Origin of the sequence: Nocardia amamiensis, assembly GCF_015477605.1 — a bacterium.
In the GTDB taxonomy this organism is placed as follows: domain Bacteria; phylum Actinomycetota; class Actinomycetes; order Mycobacteriales; family Mycobacteriaceae; genus Nocardia; species Nocardia amamiensis_A.
Window position 1 is genome coordinate 348698 of sequence record NZ_JADLQX010000003.1, and the last position, 19153, is coordinate 367850.

A 19153-nucleotide genomic window follows, 5' to 3' on the forward strand; every position below is an offset into this window, starting at 1 on the left:
TACTCGTTGTCGGTAACTGTGCGCGCCGAGATGACCTCTCGGTGCGTGAAATCCACCATAGGCAAGATCGCCGACGGCGACAACCTATTTTCTACCTGCGGTTTTGTGATGTGGTTCGAATCCGGGACGCGACGATAGCGAGCACGTCCGCGCCGAACTGGTCGATCTTCTTCGCGCCGATGCCCGCGATCGAGGCCAGTGCGGCGTCGTCGGCGGGCAGTTGTTCGGCGATCGCGGTGAGCGTGGTGTCGGTGAACACGACGAATTCACGCACGCGCAACGCCTCTGCCTTCTCCGCACGCCAGTCCCGTAGTGCGGCAAGCAGTTCCGCGTCCAGCTCGGCCGGGCAGCGGCGGCAGCGGCCGAGCATGGTCGCGTACGTGCCGATCAGTGGTTTGGCGCAGACCCGGCAAGTCGGCCGGATTTCTTTCGACGCGGGGGCGGCCGGTGCCGCGATACGCGAGGCGGGCGAGTCGTCGGGGACGAGACCGTTGAGAAACCGGGAGCGCCGCCGAGTGCGCCTGCCGCCCTCGTTCCTGGCCAGCGCCCAGGACAGCCGTAACTGCTCCCGCGCCCTGGTGACCCCGACGTAGAGCAGCCGCCGCTCCTCTTCCAGCGCGGCCTGATCGGCCACCGATCCGTCGTCGGCGAGGACATGCTGGATGGGCAGGGTGCCGTCGGAGAGGCCGACGAGGAATACCGCGTCCCACTCCAGCCCCTTGGCGGCGTGCAGGGAGGCCAGCGTGACGCCCTGCACTGTGGGTGGATGCCTGGCCTCGGCGCGGGCTGCGAGTTCGCGCAGCAGGCCGGTCAGGTCGAGACGATCGTCGTGGCTGAGCAGTTCCTCGGTCAGTCGCACCAAGGCGACCAGGGACGACCAGCGCTCCCTGGCCTGAGCGCCCGCGGGCTCGGTGGCGGTGAGGCCGATCGGCGCGAGCGCCGCGCGAACCAGCGCGACCAGCGCTCTACCGCTGCGCGCCTGATCGGGTAGATCATCGCGGGACGCCGCCTGGCGCAGTGCCAGCACCGCCTGCTTGACCTCGGTGCGCGCGAAGAAGCCCTCGCCGCCGCGCACCTGGTAGGGGATGCCGCGCTCGGTGAGTGCCTGCTCGTAGCTCTCCGAGTGGGCGTTGATGCGATAGAGCACCGCGATCTCCGCGGCGGGTGTGCCCGCCTCGATGAGCCGGGCGATCGCCTTGGCCACCGCTGCCGCCTCGGCGGGAATGTCGTCGTACTCGGCGAACGCGGGCTCGGGCCCGTCGGGCCGCTGACCGATCAGGAGCAGCTTGGTGCCCGCGATGCGACCGCGCGCCGCGCCGATCACCCGGTTGGCCAGTGACACCACCTGCGGAGTCGAGCGATAGTCGCGTTCCAGTCGCAGCACCGTCGCGTCGGGGTATCGGCGGGAGAAATCGAGCAGGTAGTTCGGCGTTGCGCCGGTGAACGAATAGATCGTCTGATTGGCGTCGCCCACCACGGTGATGTCGTCGCGGTCGCCGAGCCAGGCGTCGAGCACCCGCTGCTGCAGTGGTGTGACGTCCTGGTATTCGTCGACGACGAAACTGCGGTAGCGGCCGCGGAATTCGTCGGCCACCGCCGGATAGTCCTCCAGCGCGGCCGCCGTGTGCAGCAACAGATCGTCGAAGTCCAGCAGCAGCCCGTCCGGCGTGGCCTTGAGTTTCTCGTAGCCCGCGTACACGTCGGCGACGCGCATGGCGTCGTAGGGCGTCTCCCGCCTGCGCTCGGTGACCGCCGCGGTGTAGTCCTCCGGAGCGATGAGCGAGGCCTTCGCCCATTCGATTTCGCTCAGCAGGTCGCGCACGCTGTCGGTGGAAGTGGACAATCCGGCCCGGTTCGCCGCCTGCGCCACGATCGGGAACTTGGCGTCGATCAACCGCCACGGCACATCACCGACGATCTGCGGCCAGAAGTACTTCAGCTGCCGCAACGCCGCCGCGTGGAACGTCCGTGCCTGCACCTTGGCGGCCTCGCCGCCGAGGCCGAGCGCACGCAACCTGGTCCGCAGCTCCCCCGCCGCCCGCGCGGTGAAGGTCACCGCGAGCACCTGATCGGCCTTGACCTGCCCCTGCGCGACCAGATGCGCGATGCGGTAGGTGATGGTTCTGGTCTTGCCCGTGCCGGCGCCCGCGAGCACGCACACCGGACCGCGCGGCGCGCGTACGGCGGCGGCCTGCTCGGGATCGAGGTCGGCGAGTTCGAGTGCGGGCACGCGGTCCATCATGACAGCGCCCACCGACACCGACCGTGTCGCCGTCGCGGCCGGATCCGCCGCCGGGTGATCAGCGTGCGCTTCGATCGCGCAGCAGCCGCAGCGAGCGCGCGAAGGCGCCGCCCTGCCTGCGGAGCGGCGCGAAGAACTCCTGATCGCAGGCCTCTACCGCCACGATGGCCCGATTCGCGAGTGCCACACCGGCTTCGGTGACGACGAGGGCCTTGGCCCGGCGATCGACCGGGTGGTCGCGGCGCTCGATCAGGCCCTTCTCCGCGAGCGCGCGCAGCACCTGGGAGGTCATCATCGGGTCGGTGGCGGCGTGCTCGGCCAGGTCACGCTGCCGCACCGGATCGTCGCCGCCCGCGGCGAGGTAGACCAACGAGGCGAGCAACACGAACTGCACGTGGGTCAGGTCGAACGGGGCCAGTGCCGCCCGCTGCGCGGCCTGCCAGCGGTGGGTCACCTGCCACAGCAACAGCCCGGGACTTTCGTCGGCGGTGCGGAACCCGCTGCGCAGTCCCGCGCCGGTCGCCTGCTCGTGCATCGGTCTCCCTCACTCCCGCGCCATGGTCCGCGCGATCAGCGCGTAATCATGTGCGCTGAGTTCTACCAGGCCGCGGCGCAGCACCATGCCCCAGTTCGGCACGCTGGTGAGGTCCAGGTGGTCGCGCAGCGCGTCGATCGGGGTCTCCCGCACCCGTTGCCGATAACTCACCGACCGTCGCCACGGCCGGAAGCAGCCGCCGTCCTGCGGGTCGGCCTGCCAGGCAGGCCGGTCGTCGATGGTGCCGATCGCGGTGAACGAGCGGACCGCCGCTCCGGCGCGCATTCGCTCGCGCGGCGAGTAGTAGACCAACCCGTCGCCCGGCCGCATCCGCTCCACCGCCGCACGCTTCCCATGGTTGGCCTGCGCGATCCCGAGTGCGACGCCGCGCAGGACGTGTTCCCGGGATACGACGGCCAGCCAGTACCGCGCGTTCACGCCGCTACCGGCTCGGGGAAGGTGACCAGCGCGTCCAGGTCGGGCCGCACGGATTCGGCCAGACCGGCGCGCGCGAAGAAAGCGGCGGGCGGAGCGGTGGAGGTGGCATGAGCGGTGGCGGCAATCGGCATGGATTTAGTATGCGCGCATATCAAATTCCAGGCAAGCGGCCGGGCGGGCGTTCGAGTTCGGAACAGTGCGGGGTACTTCAGCGTTGCATCATCCGTGACTGACGCGAACCCCACTCTGACGATGTACTCGACCACCTGGTGCGGTTATTGCCGCAGGCTGAAGAAGCAGCTGGACGAGGCCGGCATCAGCTACGTCGAGATCGACATCGAGCAAGATCCGGCGTCGGCCGAGTTCGTCGGCAGCGTCAACGGGGGCAACCACGTCGTGCCCACCGTGAAGTTCGCCGATGGCACCACCGCGACCAACCCGTCCCTGGCGGCCGTCAAGCAGACCCTCGCCGGTCTGTCCTGATCACCCGCTCCGTGCGGGCCGTGCCGGTTCGCGATTCAGCGAGCGCACAATAGACACAGCCGAGCCCTGGCTCGCACCGGAGCCGAGCGCAGGCATGAGCGTGCGCTCAGTCGATCGCCGCCCAGGACTCGACGATGGTGCGCGCGATGGAGATCGAACCCGGGAGCAGCAGCCGTGCACCCTCGCCGCGCGCCGACCAGTCGCCCATCGCCAGCGCTTCGCGCACCTCGGCGCGGGTGAACCAGTTGGCCTCGGCGATCTCGCCGTCGGAGAAGGCCAGCGGCTGGTCGGGATCGGCGACGGCGGCGAAGCCGAGCATGAGTGAGCGCGGGAACGGCCACGGCTGGCTGCCCAGGTAGGTGATCTCGCGCACGTCGAGGCCGACCTCCTCGCGCATCTCCCGCTCGACGCAGCGCTCCAGCGACTCGCCCGCCTCGACGAACCCGGCCAGCAGGGAGAACAGCGACTTCGGCCAGCTGTGCTGGCGCGCGAGCAGGACCCGATCGCCGCCGTCGTGGATCAGGCAGATCACCGCGGGGTCGATGCGGGGGAACTCCTCGTAACCGCTCTCGGTGACGCGCGACCATCCGGCCTTGGACGCGGTGGTCACCGTGCCGTCCGCACCGTTGAACCCGGCCTTGTCGTGCCAGTTCAGCAGCGCGAACGCAGTGGAGAGCAGGCCGGCGGTGCGGTCGTCGATGCTGCTGCCGGCGAGCGCGCGCAGATCGGTGAGCGTGCCCTCCAACTCCGGATCGCGGACCGCCCACAGGTGGATGCCGTCCTCGACGCCGAGGAACACCGCGGCCGCGCTCGGCTCGGCGGACAGCTCGAGCGCGGCGTCCAAGACCAGCACGCCATCATCGAAGCGCACCTGCCCGCGCCGATTGATCCGCAAAAGTTTCGCCTGGCCCCAGCCCTCCTTCAGGGCCTGGGCGTCACCCCGGATCTCCTCCGCGCGATCGATGACAGAACGGGACAGCAGCGGAACACCATTGAGCTGAAAAGCGGGCACGGTTCGAGACTATCGCGCTCGAGTTACCGCCCGGCTCGCCACCGGTGTCACTTGCTCGCCCGGCGGATGTACAGCAACTTGTCGCCCGCCTCGATCGCGTCCACCTGGGGCTCGCCGACGCGGACCAATACGCCGTCGCGCACCACGCCGAGCACGATATCGCTGAGATGCCGTGGCGAGCCGCCGATCTCGGCGGCTTCGACCTCGCGTTCGGCGACGGCGAACCCCTCCTGGGGCGTCAGCAGGTCCTCCATCATCTCCACCACGGTCGGCGTGGTCGTGGCGATGCCGAGCAACCGGCCCGCGGTCTCCGAGGACACCACCACCGAGTCCGCCCCCGACTGCCGCACCAGGTGGGTGTTCTCCGCCTCGCGGACCGCGACCACGATCTTGGCCGTCTTGTTCAACTCGCGTGCGGTCAGCGTGACCAGCACGGCGGTGTCGTCGCGGTTGGTGGCGACTACGACCGACGCCGCGTTGTGCACGGTCGCCAGCCGCAGCACGTCGGACTGGGTGGCCGAGCCGTGCACCGTGACCAGCCCGGCGTTCGCGGCCGCCTCCAAGGCGACGACGTCTGTGTCGACCACGACGATGTCGGCGGCCTTCACCCCGTCGCCGAGCATGGCGTCGATCGCGGTCCTCCCCTTCGTGCCGTATCCGATGACCACGGTGTGATTACGCACGCTGTGCCTCCATCGCTGAATCTTGAAAGCTTGCCGGGAGCGTTCCGTCAGCACACTGAGCGTGGTTCCGACGAGGACGATGAGGAACAGGATGCGCAACGGCGTGATGATGACGATGTTCGCCAATCGCGCCTCGGGCGACACCGGGTGGATATCGCCGTATCCGGTGGTCGACAGCGAGACCGTGGCGTAGTAGAAGGCGTCCAGGAACGACAGTTCGTTACCCGAATTGTCGTGGTAGCCCGCGCGACCGACATAGACCACGAGCGCGGCGAGGACCAGCAGCGAAGTCGCGAACAGCAGCCGCCTGGTCAGCGAAATCCACGGACTTATCTGCACTTCCGGGATGCGCAGCACTCCGACCAGCGCGAAGTGGGGACGGCTGGCCAAGCCGAGGCCACGTGCCCGATCACCGAACACCGGACCCACCTGTGCTCGTTTCCGCGGCGCCGCGTGTTCGCTCCGGCCGGAAACCGGAGTTGGGCGGAGTGGCCGGGTGGTCGCTCGTGTCGGTCATCTCGGTATTCCTCGTAGCTCCGGCACAGCACCGGAGCCTACCCGTGTCCGATTCGTCGCGCCTGCGGCGCACTCGGCAATACGGCCCCGGTCTGGACGCGTACACGGCGCAATGCGAGGGTGCCCTCATGGCAGAAGACACGCTGACACCCGCGCGCGACACCGGGCGACGCCCCGCGCTCGCCTTGGCCGCCCTGCTGTTCGGCACCGGGGTGCTGCATTTCGTGTGGCCCAAGCCCTTCGACTCGATCGTGCCGCGCGGCCTGCCCGGACGTGCCCGCGACTACACCTACGCCTCCGGCGTGGCCGAACTCGGTGTCGCCGCCGCGCTCACGATCCCGCGGACCCGCGGCTTCGGTGGGCGCCTGGCCGCGCTGCTGTTCATCGCGGTGTTCCCGGCCAACGTCCAGTTCGCCGCGGACATGCTGGCGAGCGAGAAGGCGCCGCGGCTGGTCAAGATCGGCTCGGTGCTGCGGCTTCCGCTGCAGATCCCGCTGATCACCCGCTCGCTGGCGGTGAGTCGACGGGCGCGGCGTTCCTGATCAGCTCGGCCAGTTCGGCCGGACCGGCCAGCGTGGCCGGCGCGATGGTGCGTCCGGTGCGGACGTAGTGGAACGCGGCGCCGATCCGCGGCAGCATCTCCTGTTCGGAGCGGCCCTCGCGCGCGGCCGTCAGCCGCGCCCAAGCCAAGCGATAGACCGCCAGCTGCATCGCGACCGCGGGTTCCTCGGCGGGGCCCGGTTCGGCGCCGGTCTTCCAGTCGACCACGATCCAGCGGCCGCCCGGTTCGGCGAACACCGCGTCCATGCGCCCGCGGATCACGGTGCCGGCGATCGAGGTCTCGAACGGGATCTCGACCTCGATCGGGCTGCGGTCGGCCCACGGCGAGTTCAGGAACGCGTCCTGCATCGCGGTCAGTTCGGCGTCCAAACCCGTATCGGCCGCGCTGTCCGCGGCGCCCGGCAGTTCATCCAGGCCCAGTAGCCGGGTGGAGCTGAACCACCGCTGCACCCAGGCGTGGAAGGCGGTGCCGCGGCGGGCCAGCGGATTCGGCGGGTAGGGCAGCGGACGACGCAGGCGCGCGGCGAGTTTCGCCGGGTCGGCGCGGAGCTCGACCAGCGCCGTCGCCGCGATCTGACCGGGCAGCTCGACCGCCTCGGCGATGGCAGCGGCGGCCTGGTGTTCGGCCAGCAGGGCGTCGACATCGGCGGCCCAGCCTTCGGGGTCGTCGGGGTCCGGCGCGGGATGCGCCTGCTCGAGCGGGTAGGCGTCCTCCGGCGGAGGCGGCGCGAAGCCGGTGGCCGAGGCGGGCTCGTCGGCCGACAGGTACTCCTCGACCGGGTCGGGTGCGGGTCCGTGATAGGGCTCGAGATCCGCGTACGGGTCGGCGTATTCGATTGCGGTGTAGTCGAAGTCGGGTGGGTCGGCGAACTCGTCCAGTGGGTCCGGGGGGAACTCGTCATCGGGCGGGTAGTAGTCGGTAGCGGGCGTATCCGTATCCGCCACCTCGTCGCCGAGTGATTCGGTGCGGCGGTCGTCTCCACCGCGAACGGATTCCGCGACGCGGCCCCGGTCGTCGGTCGATTCCGCGACGCGGTGGTCCGCAGCACCGGTCGCATTCGGGCCGCGTTGTGCGGCGGTTGGCTGCGCGCGAAGATCGGCGAGGGCGGCGCGGACCAGCGCGGCGCCCTGTTCGATGGGGTCGCGGCGGATGCTGAGGGGGTCTCGGGGCCATTCGGCGGTGGCCGGGTTGTCGGTGAAGGGGTTGACCGCGTCGTGCGCGGGCGGGTCGTCCCACCGGTCGATCGCCAGGACGTCGTGCGCCGGGCTGTCGGGGTCTTCGTTCGCGCGCTTCAACTCCAGCAGGAAATCCGAAGGGCCCTTCGGGGAGCTGCCGGTCTCCGCCCAGTGGTGCGCCGAAACCAGCAGGACCCGTTCGGTTCTGGTGAGCGCGACGTAGAACAGGCGGCGTTCCTCGTCGATCCGGCGACGCTCCAGCGCCTCCTTGTGCGCCTTGATCGCACGATCGAGGTCGGCGCGGTCGTACAGGTCGCCGAGATCGAGCACCGGAACACCTTCGGCGGCGTCGTCCTGTCTGCGGTCGCCGCGCAAAGACGTGGGCAGCTCGGCGAGCGCGCCCAGCCAGGTGCCGGAACCGACCTTGGACGGGAACACGCCCTCCACCACATGCGGGACCGCGACGATCTCCCATTCCAGGCCCTTCGCGGCATGCACGGTCAGCACCTGTACCCGATCCTTGGCGACCTCCACCTCGCCTGGTTCCAGCCCGTTCTCCACCTCCTCGGCGGCGGCGAGGAAGGCCAGAAGCCCGCCGAGGGAGGCGCCGCTGTCCGCGGCGTACCCGGCCACCACCTCGGCGAACGCGTCCAAGTGCTCGCGTCCGGCGCCCGTCCCCGCCATCGCTCGCCGCGTCTGGGTCTCCACACCCACCCCGATGGTGCGCTCGACGTCGGCCACCAATTCCGCCAACGGCTGGCCGCTGCGCTCGCGCAACGCGGCCAGCTCCCGGCCCAGCGCCTCGATGCGGGTCAAACCGGTTTCCGAATAGTGCTCCGCTGGACCGGGATCGGCGATCGCGTCGGCCAGACCGGCTTGTTCCGCCGGTTCCGGCGCCACCTCGCGCAGCGCGTCCTCGAGCGCGGCGCGGTCGGCTATCTCGGCCGGGATGTCGGAGCCGGGACGGCGGATCGACAAGTCCCTGGCGCGGCGGGCGAGCGCGGCGATGTCGGCGACGCCGATGCGCCAGCGCGCGCCGGTCAGCACCCGCATGGCGGCGGTGCCCGAGCCCGGATCGGCGATCAACCGCAGCGTGGCGACGATGTCGGCGACCTCCGGCGTGGCGAGCAAACCGCCGAGTCCGACGATCTCCACCGGGAGCCCTTGCGCGCGAAGCGCTTCCGCGAGCGGCGCGGCATCCGCGTTGCGGCGCACGAGCACCGCAGAAGTCGGCGGCGGCTGCTGGTCCGCGCGCCGGGCCGCCCACTGCGCGGCGATCCGCTCGGCCACCCACTCGCGTTCGGCGGCGACGGTTTCGGTCAGTGCCAACGCCACGGCACCCGGCCCAGCATCGGGTTTGGCGCGCAGTGCGTCGACGGTCACCCCGCCGCCCTCGATCGCCTTGCGCCGCAAGGGTTCCGCGACCAGATTCGCCAGCGCCAGCGCCTCCGGCGGATTGCGCCAGCTGGTCAGCAACGCCAGCGTGGGGGCCGGGACGCCAGGAGCACTGGGGAAGTCGGTGGCGAACCGGGGCAGATTCGCCGCGGACGCGCCGCGCCAGCCGTAGATCGATTGCATCGGGTCGCCGACGGCGGTCACGGCAAGGCGCCGCGCGGCGCCCGGGGTATCCGGACCAGGTGACTGGGCGTCTGAACCGGCGACTGATGAGGAGGCGTCCCGGGTCGAGCGGACTCTGCGTGGGTCGTGCGCGCCGGCACGCTGCGACTCGCCCTCTCGCATCGACGGGTCGAAATGCGCGTCATGGGCATCGCCGCGCCGCGACTCCGCGTCTGGTCCCGTCGTGTGCTCGTGCTCGCCGCCGAACAAGGCGGCGAGCAGGACGCGCTGGGCGTGGCCGGTGTCCTGGTATTCGTCGAGCAGGACCAGGCGGAAGCGGGCACGTTCGGCGGCGGCTACTTCGGGGTGTTCGGCGGCCAAGCGGGCGGCAAGGGACATTTGCGCGCCGAAATCCAGTGCGCCGCGGCGGCGCAGCGCCTCCGAGAGCTCGTGCACCAGCGGCAGCAGCGCCACCCGTTCGCGCTGCACCTGCACGATGTTCAGCAGGGTTTGGCTCGGACCGCCGCGTTGGCGCGGGCCCGCGGGCAGCGTGTACACCAGCTTCTCCAGCTCGGTGTGCGCCTCGGCCAATTCCTCGGGCTCGACCAAGTGCTCGGCCAGCTGCCCGGACAACGCGAGCACCGACTCGGTGACCGACACCGGCGTGCGATCGGTGTCCAGGTCGCCGTCCCAGGTCCGGACGACCTGGTGGGCGAGCTGCCAGAGCTGGGTCTCGGTGAGCAGCGTCGCCGAGGGCTCCACCGGCAGCAGCAGCCCGTGTTCGGTGAGCAACCTGCCCGCATAGAAGTGGTAGGTGCTGATTTCCGGTTCCGCGCCGGTGAGCTCCGCGCGCAGCTGACCGGTCGGGTCGAGTTCACGCAGCAGTGGCGCACCGGCGAGCCTGGCCAGCCTGGTGCGGATGCGGGTGGTCAACTGCTGTGCGGCTTTGCGTGTGAAGGTCAGCCCGAGCACCTCGTCGGGCCGGACGATCCGATTCGCGACCATCCACACCACACGCGCGGCCATCGTCTCCGTCTTACCCGCGCCCGCGCCAGCGACTACCAGAGTCGGACCCGGCGGCGCCGCGATCACAGCCGCCTGCTCGTCGGTCGGCGGCGGCAGACCGAGCGCCTGCGCCAGCTGGTGCGGCGTCACATGGCCGCCGCTCACGACTCCGCCTCGCTGACGCTCGCTCACGACTCCACCTCGCCGGCACTCGGCACCGTCGAGCGCAAGAGCGCGCTGTGTTCTCGATTCGCTCGCTGACGCTCGCTCACGGCGGCGCCTCGCCCGTGATCGGCCGCGTCACATCAATCATGGCCGACACCCGGTGCGCGCCCAGCGGGTCGATGACTACTGCCGCTCGGTCGGGTATCGCCTCACTCTGAGCTGTCATCGTCGCATCCGTGACCATCCGCGGCGCATTACAGCGTGCCGCAGCCTCGATAGACCCGCTCACTCGTCGGTCACCTGCCTGCCCCTGTCCTGCACGGGGCAGCTGCCCGCGACCGCGCAGTGGCGGCAACCGTCGTTGCGCATGGCGCGGTAGCTGGGTCCCTGGGTAGCCGCGGCGGCATCGTGGATCGTGTCACGCCACTTGCCGAGGGCCTCGGCGTCCAGCGGGGGCTGCATGCGCTGGGTCGCGCCCTCCGCTTTGCTCGGTTTGGCGACGTAGACCAGCCGCGCACCACCGGGTTCGGCTGTCGCGTCGGATTCGGTTGCCGCGGAGGCGGTTTCCGCACCGGTATCGAGTGCGCCGCTGGCGGCCGCGACCTGGTAGGTCGCCAGCTGGGCGTGGTCGGCGGCGGCCTGCTTGGTGACCGGGGACTTGCCGGTCTTCACGTCCACGATCACGAAGCGGCCCTGGGTGTCCCGTTCCAGCCGGTCGACTCGGCCCCGAATTCGCACGGCGCGTTCGTCTTCGGTGCGCGCGGGCAGCACACAGTCGACCGGCACTTCGACACCGGCCTGGGTGAGCTCGCCGCGGGTGTTGCGGACCCAGGCCAGGAAGGCTTCCAGCATCGCCTCGGTGCGGCGCAGCTCCTGACGGGAGTGCCAGCCGGTACCGGGATCCACCCCCTGCCAGGCGCGATCCAGCGCCGCGCGCACCTCGTCCTCGGGCACTTTGCCCGCCAGCGCCTGCACCAGGGTGTGCACCAGGTTGCCCTTGACGGCGTGTGGATTGTCGCCGTCGGTGCCGCCGTGGCGTTCCAGCGCCCAGCGCAGCGGGCAGGTGCGCAGCAGTTCGACGGTGGAAGGCGACAGCGCCACCGCGCCGTCGTCGTCGGTCCACAGCGAACGACCCGAGCTGAGGTCGGCGGTCCCGTACCAGTCGTCGGGATGACTGCCGCGCACGCCCGCGTCCGCCAGCCGGGCCAGCTGATGTGCGGCCCGCCGCCTGCGCTCCAGGTCGGCCTCGGGATCACAGACGACGCCGCGCAATTCGGCCACCAAGGAATGCATCACCAGGGCACGGCCGGGGTCGACCACCGGAAGCGCGCCGGGCTCGCCGTCGTCGTCGTGCCCGAGCAACTCGGCGAGAAAACGCGACGGCACCAGATCGCGTTCCCCCGAGCCCGATTCCACGGCCGTCACCAGCAACGACCGCCGTGCCCGGCTGCATGCGACGAGCAGCAGCCTGCGTTCCTCGGCGAGGATCGGCGCCACGCGGCTGACCCGCTCCCCGCCATCGGAGACGCCCGCGGTGAGATCCACCAGGTCCTCGGTGTGCAGCAGGGTGCCGCGCGAGCGCGGATTGGGCCAGATCCCCTCTTGAACGGCGGCGACCGCGACCACGTCCCATTCCCGCCCGGCGGCAGCGTGCGCGCTCAGCAGCGCGACCGCTTCGCCGGGCGCGGTGCGCGGCGCGGCATCGTTCGGAATCTCCTGCTGCGACAGGTAATCGACGAAACCTTCGATGCTCGCCCGCGGCAACCGATCGACATAGGCGGCGGCCGCGGCGAACAGCCCGACGGCGGCGTCCAGATCGCGATCGGCCTGCATGCCGACCGCGCCGCCGCGTTCGGATTGGGCCACCCAGCGCCGCTCCAGCCGGGAACCGGTCCACAGCGCCCACAGCACGTCCTCCAAGCCGGCGCCGCGCGCCCGCGCCTTGCGCGCGCGATTCAGCGCGTCCAGCACCCGGCGCAGCGGAGCGGCCTCGACCTCGGTGAGCCGGTCCAGGATCGCCGCGTCGCCGGTTCCGATCAGCAGGTCACGCAATACCTGCGCAGAGGGAAGGTCGATGTCCGCGTCGCGATCCTGCGGCGAATCTTCCTGATCCTCGAGTGCTTTCGCCCCGGTCCGCGCCGCTTGGAGCACCGCGCGCCGGATGCCGCGGCGCAGGCGGCGCAAGGAGATCTGATCGGCGCCGCCGAGCGGCCCGGCCAGCAAGTCGAGTGCGTCCTCCGGCTCGAACTCCGGCTCCGCTCCCCGCCCTACGGCCTCGCCCGCCAGCACCGCGCGCAGCGACAGCAGCATCCAGGCCGCGCCGCGCCTGCGGGCCAGCGGCGTGTCGAGCGCGGGCTGCTGCACCGGCACGCCCGCGGCAAGCAGGGCGCGGCGCAGCGGCGCCAGCGACAGCGGCACCGAGCGAACGATCACCGCCATCCGCGACCACGGCACCCCGGCGGTGAGGTGCGCGCGGCGCAAATGGTCGGCGATCAGCGCGGCCTCCTTCGCGGGCGTGGCGAGCACGCGGACCCGCACCTCGGCGCCGTCATCCCGCGGTGCCACCTGTTCGGGTACCGGAAAGCGCTGTGGCGCGGCGCCCGGCAGACGAGCGGCAATTCGCGCGACCGCCAGCCGCACCTGACCGCTGAACCGGTGGTTGTCCCGCAGCACGATGCGCTGACCGTCCGGCGCGTCCAGGTCGGCGACGAACCGCGCGTCCGCACCGCGGAAGGCGAACACGGCCTGATCGGGATCGCCCGCGATCACCGTGGTCCGCGCGCTGCGCCCGATCGCCTTGACCAGGATCGCCGCCTGCGGGTCGAGGTGTTGGGCGTCGTCGACCAGCAGGTATCCGATTCTGGAGCGTTCCGCGGCAAGTAGATTCGGGTCGGCGGCCAGCGCGTCCAGCGCCGCGCCGACCAGTTCGGCGGCGTCCAGCGCGGGCGCCGTCGCCTCCGGCGCCTCCACGCCGACCGACCAGCGCAACAGCATCGTCTGTTCGTAGCGGAGCGCGAATCTGCCCGCCGCCACCCATTCCGGCTTGGCATGCTCGCGGCCGAGCCGGACCAGGTCCTCCGGCCCGATACCGCGCTCGGTGGCCCGGAGCATGAGATCGCGCAACTGCTCGGCGAATCCACCGAGCGCCAGCGCGGGCCGTAGTCGCTGCGGCCACAACCCGTTCGCGCCCGCGGTGATATCCGCCAAGTCGCCGCGCAACATCTCGCGCAGCACCGCGTCCTGCTCGGCGCCGGTCAGCAAACGCGGCGGCGGGTTGCCGTGCGCCGCCGCGTGTCTGCGCAGCACGGAGAAGGCGTACGAGTGCACGGTGCGTACCAGCGGCTCTCGTGTGGCGCCGGGCACACCACCCTCGGCGCCGGGCGCCGGCCCGGCCAGCCGCGCGGTGATGGCGTCGCGCACCGCGCGCGCCGCCTGCTTCGAATGGGCCAGCACCAGCACGGATTCGGGATCCGACCCAGCGGCGATGCGCGCGGCCGCGATATCGACGAGCAAGGACGTTTTGCCCGTACCGGGGCCGCCGAGCACCTGCCAGGGCTGCCACCCCGGACGCGTCGGCCCGTCCTCGGCCGCGGCGTCCAGCAGCGCGCGAACGTCGGCGCCCCAGTCTCGCGGCCGGGGCGCCACCACATTCCGGCGAACAAGTCGCACCGCGCCATCCGATCGCACCACGCGGGCTATTGCAACAGACGCGACCGACACGCCGGTACACCCCTCCGCTCCACTGGCTCTGCGCGGGATTCCGGCGCAGGTCACAATGAACCGGTGTCTGTTTTGAATGTCCACCGGTTCGGTCCGACGACCGGGCCGGTGGTGCTCGCCCTGCACGGTGTGACCGGTCACGGCAAACGCTGGGAAGACCTGGCCACCCGGCATCTGCCCGACGTCCGCGTGCTCGCCCCCGACCTGCGCGGACACGGTCGATCGACCTCGCTGCCGCCGTGGAACTTCGAGACCATCGTCACCGACCTCGTCGAACTGCTCGCCGCCGAGGCCGACGGACCGGTTGTGGTGGTCGCGCATTCGTTCGGCGGCGCGTGCGCGCTGCATCTGGCGCACCGACATCCGGACTTGGTGCGCAAGCTGGTGCTGCTCGACCCGGCGATCGCGCTGGAACCGGAATGGCTCAACCGGATCGCACTGTCCACGCTGGTCTCGGCCGACTACGACAGCGTCGAGGAGGCCCGCCAGGACAAGCTGGACAGCGGCTGGAGCGACGTGGAGCCGCGCCTGCTGGAGGCCGAGCTCACCGAACATCTGATGCCGACCGCGGACGGACGATTCGGCTGGCGGATGAGCCTGCCCGCCATCAACTCCTACTGGGGCCAGCTGGCCCGGCACTGGGTGCTGCCGCCGCGTGAGCTGTCCACCGTGCTGGTGCAGGCGATGAAGGTCGATCCGCCGTTCGTGACGCCGGAGTTCCGCGCGGCGCTCACCGAGCATATGGGCGCCAGCCTGACGGTGCTGGAGTGGAATTGCGATCACATGGTCGCCCAGGCGTATCCGGCCGAGACCGGCGACCTCGTGCGCTCGGTGCTCTGATCCGATGCCGACGACCGACGCCCAGATCGAGCAGGTGCGCGCGTTGGTGGCGTCGATCCCGCGCGGCCGGGTGGCCACCTACGGCGACATCGCCGCCGCCGTCGGCCTGTCCACGCCGCGCACGGTGGGCTGGATCATGCGCACCGACGCCGCCGACCTGCCCTGGCATCGGGTGCTCGGCGCGAGCGGCAGGCCTGCCGCGCACCTGGCCCATCGCCAGTTGCGCCTGCTCGCCGAGGAGGGCGTGCCGATCCGGGACGGACGCGTCGACCTGCGCGTTGCCCGCTTCCCGTTGCCCGGCCACTGAGCGCGGCCTGCCGAAAGAGCTCCGCGACGGACCGGCGGCCAGTACCGTTGAGCCATGCCCACCCGCCTGGCGTGTGTCGTATTCGATGCCGACCGGCCGCGGTTGGTCGCGGACTTCTGGGCCGAACTGCTCGGCTGGTGTGTGACGCACGAGGGTCCCGATCGAGTGGACGTCGCGGCCTCCGAGGCCGACGGCCCCGGACCAGCCCTCACCTTCCTGCCCGCGCTGCGGGCCAAGATCGGCAAGAATCGCCTGCACCTCGATCTGGCCACCCGCTCGCTCGACCATCAGCGCACCCAGGTGGACCGGGCGCTGGCGCTGGGGGCCCGGCGGGTGAACATCGGCCAAGGCGCGGTGCCGTGGACGGTGCTCGCCGATCCGGAGGGCAACGAGTTCTGCGTGCTCGAGCCGAGGGAGGAGTACGTGGACACCGGATCCGTCGCGGCGATCGTGGTGGACACGCGCGACCCGGCGCGCCTGGCCGAATTCTGGTCGGTCGCCACCGGCTGGCCGTTCACGCACCGCGGCGCGCGACTCGCCGGGCTGCGTTCGGCGGCCGGGCTCGGCTACTGGCTGGAGTTCGTGCAGACCCCGGACGCCGGGTCCGGCCGCACCAGGCTGCATCTGGATCTCGCCTCGTTGCCGGCCGATGACCACGCCGCCGAGGTGGCCAGGCTGCGTGCCGCGGGCGCCAGGACGGTCGATCGGGCCGCCCCGGCTCCCGACCACGAGACCGATTTGGTGCTCGCCGACCCCGAAGACAACGAATTCCGGCTGCTGCGGTCGGCTCGCTTCTGGTCGAACGCCTGATCCGCACCGTCCGCTCCCCGGCTTCCCGGCACCGACGAATTAGCATGGCCGCCATGGTGTACCTAGCTCGAGGTCGAGGCGTGTGACGGCCGTCGACGCGATCGTCCTCGCGGGCGGCCGGGCCAGCCGGATGGGCGGTGTGGACAAACCCGCGATCGTCATCGGCGGCCGTTCCATGCTCGAAGTGGCGCTCGCCGCGGTCGCCTCCTGCGCGCACACCGTGGTGGTCGGGCCGCACCGGCCCGAGCTGCCGCCGCAGATCATCCAGGTCAGGGAGGTGCCGCCGGGTTCAGGGCCGGTGGCCGCGATCGGCACGGGATTACGCGCGCTGGGCTCCGCCGCGCCGCTGGTCGTTGTGCTCGCCGCGGACCTGCCGTTCCTGTCGGAGTGGGCGCTCGCCGAACTCCTGCGGCACGCCAACGAGTCCGGCGCGGACGCGGTGTTCGCGGCCGACGAATCGGGTCGTCCGCAATACCTGATCGGGGTGTGGCGGCGCTCCGCGCTGGCGGCCGCGCTGGACGGGCTCGGCGCGCTGATCAACCAGCCGATGAAAGCGCTGGTGCCCGCCGACGCCGCGATCATCCCGCTGCCCGGGGTCGGCGACTGCGACACCGAGGAGCAGGTGCGCCAGGCCAGGGCAGCGGTCGAAACACCGCGCAGACATCCGCCGCTCGAGCTCGACGAGGCACGCGCCCTCTTGCGCGGCAGGCTGTCCCGGTTGACCGAGTACGAGGCCGACTTGCGTTCGGTGACCGGCGCCGCGCTGGCGGGTCCGCTGACGGCGGCCGGGCCGCTGCCCCGCTTCGACGTGTCCGCGATGGACGGCTACGCGGTGGCCGGCGACGGGCCGTGGCGCCTGCGCCGCGATATCGGGTTCGCCGGCGGGCGGCGTCCGGTGGGACTGCTGTCCGGCGAGGCGGTGCGGATCGCGACCGGCGCGCATGTGCCGGACGGCACCACCGGCGTGCTACGCGACGAGTTCGCGCATGTCGCCGAGGAAACCCTCTACCGGCTGCCGGACACTCCGCCGCGCGACGACATCCGCCGCCGCGGCGAGGACCGCGAGGTGGGCGATCTCGTCGCGCCGGAAGGCACGCCGGTCACCGCGGCGCTGGTCTCCGCGGCCGCGAGCGTCGAGGTCACCGCGGCACCCGTGCGCGGCCCGGTGCGCGCGCGCATCGTCATGACCGGTGACGAGATCCGCAGCGAAGGTCCGCTGCAGGCGGGCCAGACCCGCGACTCGATCGGCCCGATCCTGCCGGACCTGCTGTCGTGGTATGGCATCCACACTGTCGACCGGGTGCACCTGCGTGACACTCCGCACGGCTTCGACGAGGTCATGGCCGCCTCACCGGACGGCGACCTGCTGGTGATCGTCGGCGCGACCGGTGGCGGGGCCGCCGACCAGCTGCGTGCCGCCCTGACCCGTGCCGGGGCCGAGATCGTCGTGCCGCGCCTGCGCCTGCGACCCGGCGGTTCCACCGTCGTCGCCGAACTCGGGCCGGGTACCACGGTGCTCGGCCTGCCCGGAAACCCGTTCGCCGCCGTCGCGACGCTCATGACCTTGGCGCCCGCCATCGTCGAGGGTCGTACCGGCGCGTCCGCGGCGCGTCCACAACGCGGACCGCTCCGCAACGCCGCCGAGGTCGCGGGTCCGGTGCCGCGTATCGTCCCCGCCCGCGCGGTCGACGAGGGTGGATGGGTCGGCGACCCGGCCGTTCGCACCGCGCACCTGGGCGGCTTGGTGGACCGCGATGGTCTGGTCGTCGTCCCGCCGGACGCCGTCGACGGCGCGATCGTCGAATTCCTTCCGCTGCGCTACTGAGCGCCGAGCCGGAGCCGGGCATGTCCACGGACCGGTGTGAATGATCGCCACCGAGTAACGAAAACCACTGGGGTATTTGGTGTTCCAGTCCGGCGTCCACAAGACCGCCGGTCCGGCACCTGCCCCCTGACCGGGGGTATGCGTGAAACGCCTTCCCCGGCAAGGTTTTTCGTACACATCCGGCCGACGATCCGGCCGACGACCGCGTGCATCACAACAGCAGAATTGAATTCGTTCGCCATATGCGCGAAGTGTCCGGGATTCAAGGCCATATCGACACCGCGAAACTCTCTCCGGAAGGGCTGGATCGGCCCTGATTACATTTCGATAGAGTAGATCCCGAGCGGCCGCAAGAAATGTATCATGCGGAGTCCATGGCGGTCGGATTCGCCAGTGAGTACCATAGCCAATAGCTCTTCTACCTGCGGAAATGCAGCCAATCGGCCGCTACGGACCGTATTTTTCACTTTCTCTTCCGCAAGTCATATCCGCTCGCTATCGTTTGGGTTGTTAGGCGAATATCAATCCCCCGGAAAGGAACCGAGTGGAGATGGCTGAAAAGTCGAAGAAAACGCCTAAGAAAATGCCGAAGCAGATGCCGAGGCAGCAGCAGCAACAGCGCCAGGAGCAGGGCATGCCCGAAGGCGCGAACCCCGAAAGCCGTCGGGGCCCCAGGTCCGAGGGCGAACGGCGCGGCGAGCAGGACCGCCGCTACAGCTGATCTGCGCCCTCGCCGCGCCGCCGGTCCCCTCTCCTCCCGGGACCGGCGGCTGCGGTCTGTTCGTCGCCTTTACCTCCGCGGTAATTGCCGCCCTACCCAGCGCGGACCTACGGTCGGGTTCCACGCCATCCCCGGCGTCATCGAACGAAGGAACGCCATGCCCGCCTATGGCTTCGCGCACCTGCGCACTCGCAGGCCGCACCCGGACATTCTGGAGTACCTGGAACGCATCCAGGCCACGCTGGACCCGTTCGGCGGTCGTTTCGTCATCCACGGACCCCCGGCCGAAGTCGTGGAAGGCAGCTGGCCCGGCAGCATGGTGCTGATCGAGTTCCCCGGCATGACCGAGGCGCGGGACTGGTACCACTCGCCCGCCTACCAGCAGATCCTGCCCCTGCGGGCCGATCACATCGACGGCGACCTGTTGCTGATCGAGGGCGTGGGCCCGGACTACGACCCGCGCGAACGCGCCGCGAAGCTGCGCGCCGAGGCGACCGGGGCAGCCTGACGCGACTACGGGCCGCACAGCGCCGTCCGATACCGTTGACCAGGCACGA

The 19153-nt window shown here is 70.9% G+C and carries 17 protein-coding genes; 8 read left to right on the forward strand and 9 right to left on the reverse strand.

The window, feature by feature from the left end; all coding sequences use genetic code 11:
• Window positions 1–91: 91 nt before the first annotated feature.
• Genes IU459_RS06285 through IU459_RS39280 form a run of 4 tightly spaced genes read right to left on the reverse strand, consistent with a single transcriptional unit; the run spans window position 92 to window position 3346 of the window.
• Complete coding sequence (locus IU459_RS06285) at window positions 92–2242, reverse strand: ATP-dependent DNA helicase UvrD2 (protein ID WP_195128578.1); 2151 nt, start codon at window positions 2240–2242, stop codon at window positions 92–94.
• Between the two features lie 58 nt (window positions 2243–2300).
• A complete protein-coding gene (locus IU459_RS06290) occupies window positions 2301–2777 on the reverse strand; it encodes a MarR family winged helix-turn-helix transcriptional regulator (protein ID WP_195128491.1) in 477 nt (158 codons plus the stop codon).
• Between the two features lie 9 nt (window positions 2778–2786).
• Entirely contained in the window at window positions 2787–3215 is a 429-nt protein-coding gene (locus IU459_RS06295; RefSeq protein WP_195128492.1) for an EVE domain-containing protein, read from the reverse strand.
• Window positions 3212–3346 (reverse strand): hypothetical protein, encoded by a 135-nt coding sequence (locus IU459_RS39280; protein WP_267469769.1) that lies wholly within the window; start codon window positions 3344–3346, stop codon window positions 3212–3214. The genes IU459_RS06295 and IU459_RS39280 overlap by 4 nt, the downstream gene beginning before the upstream one ends.
• Window positions 3347–3467: 121 nt before the next feature.
• Here IU459_RS39280 and IU459_RS06300 point away from each other — a divergent pair, with 121 nt between their 5' ends.
• Window positions 3468–3698: a mycoredoxin gene (locus tag IU459_RS06300; protein WP_195128579.1), complete on the forward strand. Its 231-nt coding sequence runs from the start codon at window positions 3468–3470 to the stop codon at window positions 3696–3698.
• A 106-nt stretch (window positions 3699–3804) separates the two neighbouring features.
• Here IU459_RS06300 and nudC read toward each other — a convergent pair whose 3' ends face one another.
• Window positions 3805–4710 carry an NAD(+) diphosphatase gene (gene nudC, locus IU459_RS06305; RefSeq protein ID WP_195128493.1) on the reverse strand — a complete coding sequence of 302 codons (906 nt, stop codon included), beginning with the start codon at window positions 4708–4710 and terminating at the stop codon, window positions 3805–3807.
• Window positions 4711–4757: 47 nt separating this feature from the next.
• Complete coding sequence (locus IU459_RS06310; RefSeq protein ID WP_195128494.1) at window positions 4758–5813, reverse strand: potassium channel family protein; 1056 nt, start codon at window positions 5811–5813, stop codon at window positions 4758–4760.
• A gap of 224 nt (window positions 5814–6037) precedes the next feature.
• Between IU459_RS06310 and IU459_RS06315 the strand changes: the two genes are divergently transcribed.
• Window positions 6038–6451 carry a DoxX family protein gene (locus tag IU459_RS06315; RefSeq protein WP_195128495.1) on the forward strand — a complete coding sequence of 138 codons (414 nt, stop codon included), beginning with the start codon at window positions 6038–6040 and terminating at the stop codon, window positions 6449–6451.
• On the opposite strand, the gene IU459_RS06320 is transcribed toward IU459_RS06315, so the two are convergent.
• From IU459_RS06320 to IU459_RS06325, 3 genes are all read right to left on the reverse strand, one after another.
• Complete coding sequence (locus IU459_RS06320; protein WP_324198764.1) at window positions 6408–10400, reverse strand: ATP-dependent helicase; 3993 nt, start codon at window positions 10398–10400, stop codon at window positions 6408–6410. The genes IU459_RS06315 and IU459_RS06320 overlap by 44 nt on opposite strands.
• 76 nt (window positions 10401–10476) lie before the next feature.
• Window positions 10477–10599, reverse strand: coding sequence for a hypothetical protein (locus IU459_RS39285; protein WP_267469770.1), 123 nt, complete (start codon window positions 10597–10599; stop codon window positions 10477–10479).
• Between the two features lie 59 nt (window positions 10600–10658).
• A complete protein-coding gene (locus IU459_RS06325) occupies window positions 10659–14267 on the reverse strand; it encodes an ATP-dependent helicase (protein WP_228837428.1) in 3609 nt (1202 codons plus the stop codon).
• On the opposite strand from IU459_RS06325, the gene IU459_RS06330 reads away from it, so the two are divergent.
• From IU459_RS06330 to IU459_RS06355, 6 genes are all read left to right on the forward strand, one after another.
• The gene (locus IU459_RS06330; RefSeq protein ID WP_324198765.1) at window positions 14157–14933 is read left to right on the forward strand and encodes an alpha/beta hydrolase; all 777 of its coding nucleotides are present in this window, start codon (window positions 14157–14159) and stop codon (window positions 14931–14933) included. The two genes, IU459_RS06325 and IU459_RS06330, sit on opposite strands and share 111 nt — an antisense overlap.
• Before the next feature lie 4 nt (window positions 14934–14937).
• A complete protein-coding gene (locus IU459_RS06335; protein ID WP_195128498.1) occupies window positions 14938–15240 on the forward strand; it encodes an MGMT family protein in 303 nt (100 codons plus the stop codon).
• Between the two features lie 54 nt (window positions 15241–15294).
• The gene (locus tag IU459_RS06340) at window positions 15295–16050 is read left to right on the forward strand and encodes a VOC family protein (protein WP_195128499.1); all 756 of its coding nucleotides are present in this window, start codon (window positions 15295–15297) and stop codon (window positions 16048–16050) included.
• Between the two features lie 82 nt (window positions 16051–16132).
• Complete coding sequence (locus IU459_RS06345; protein ID WP_195128500.1) at window positions 16133–17875, forward strand: NTP transferase domain-containing protein; 1743 nt, start codon at window positions 16133–16135, stop codon at window positions 17873–17875.
• A 550-nt stretch (window positions 17876–18425) separates the two neighbouring features.
• A complete protein-coding gene (locus IU459_RS06350; protein ID WP_195128501.1) occupies window positions 18426–18596 on the forward strand; it encodes a hypothetical protein in 171 nt (56 codons plus the stop codon).
• A gap of 157 nt (window positions 18597–18753) precedes the next feature.
• Window positions 18754–19104 (forward strand): DUF1330 domain-containing protein, encoded by a 351-nt coding sequence (locus IU459_RS06355; RefSeq protein WP_195128502.1) that lies wholly within the window; start codon window positions 18754–18756, stop codon window positions 19102–19104.
• The last annotated feature ends 49 nt before the right edge of the window (window positions 19105–19153 follow it).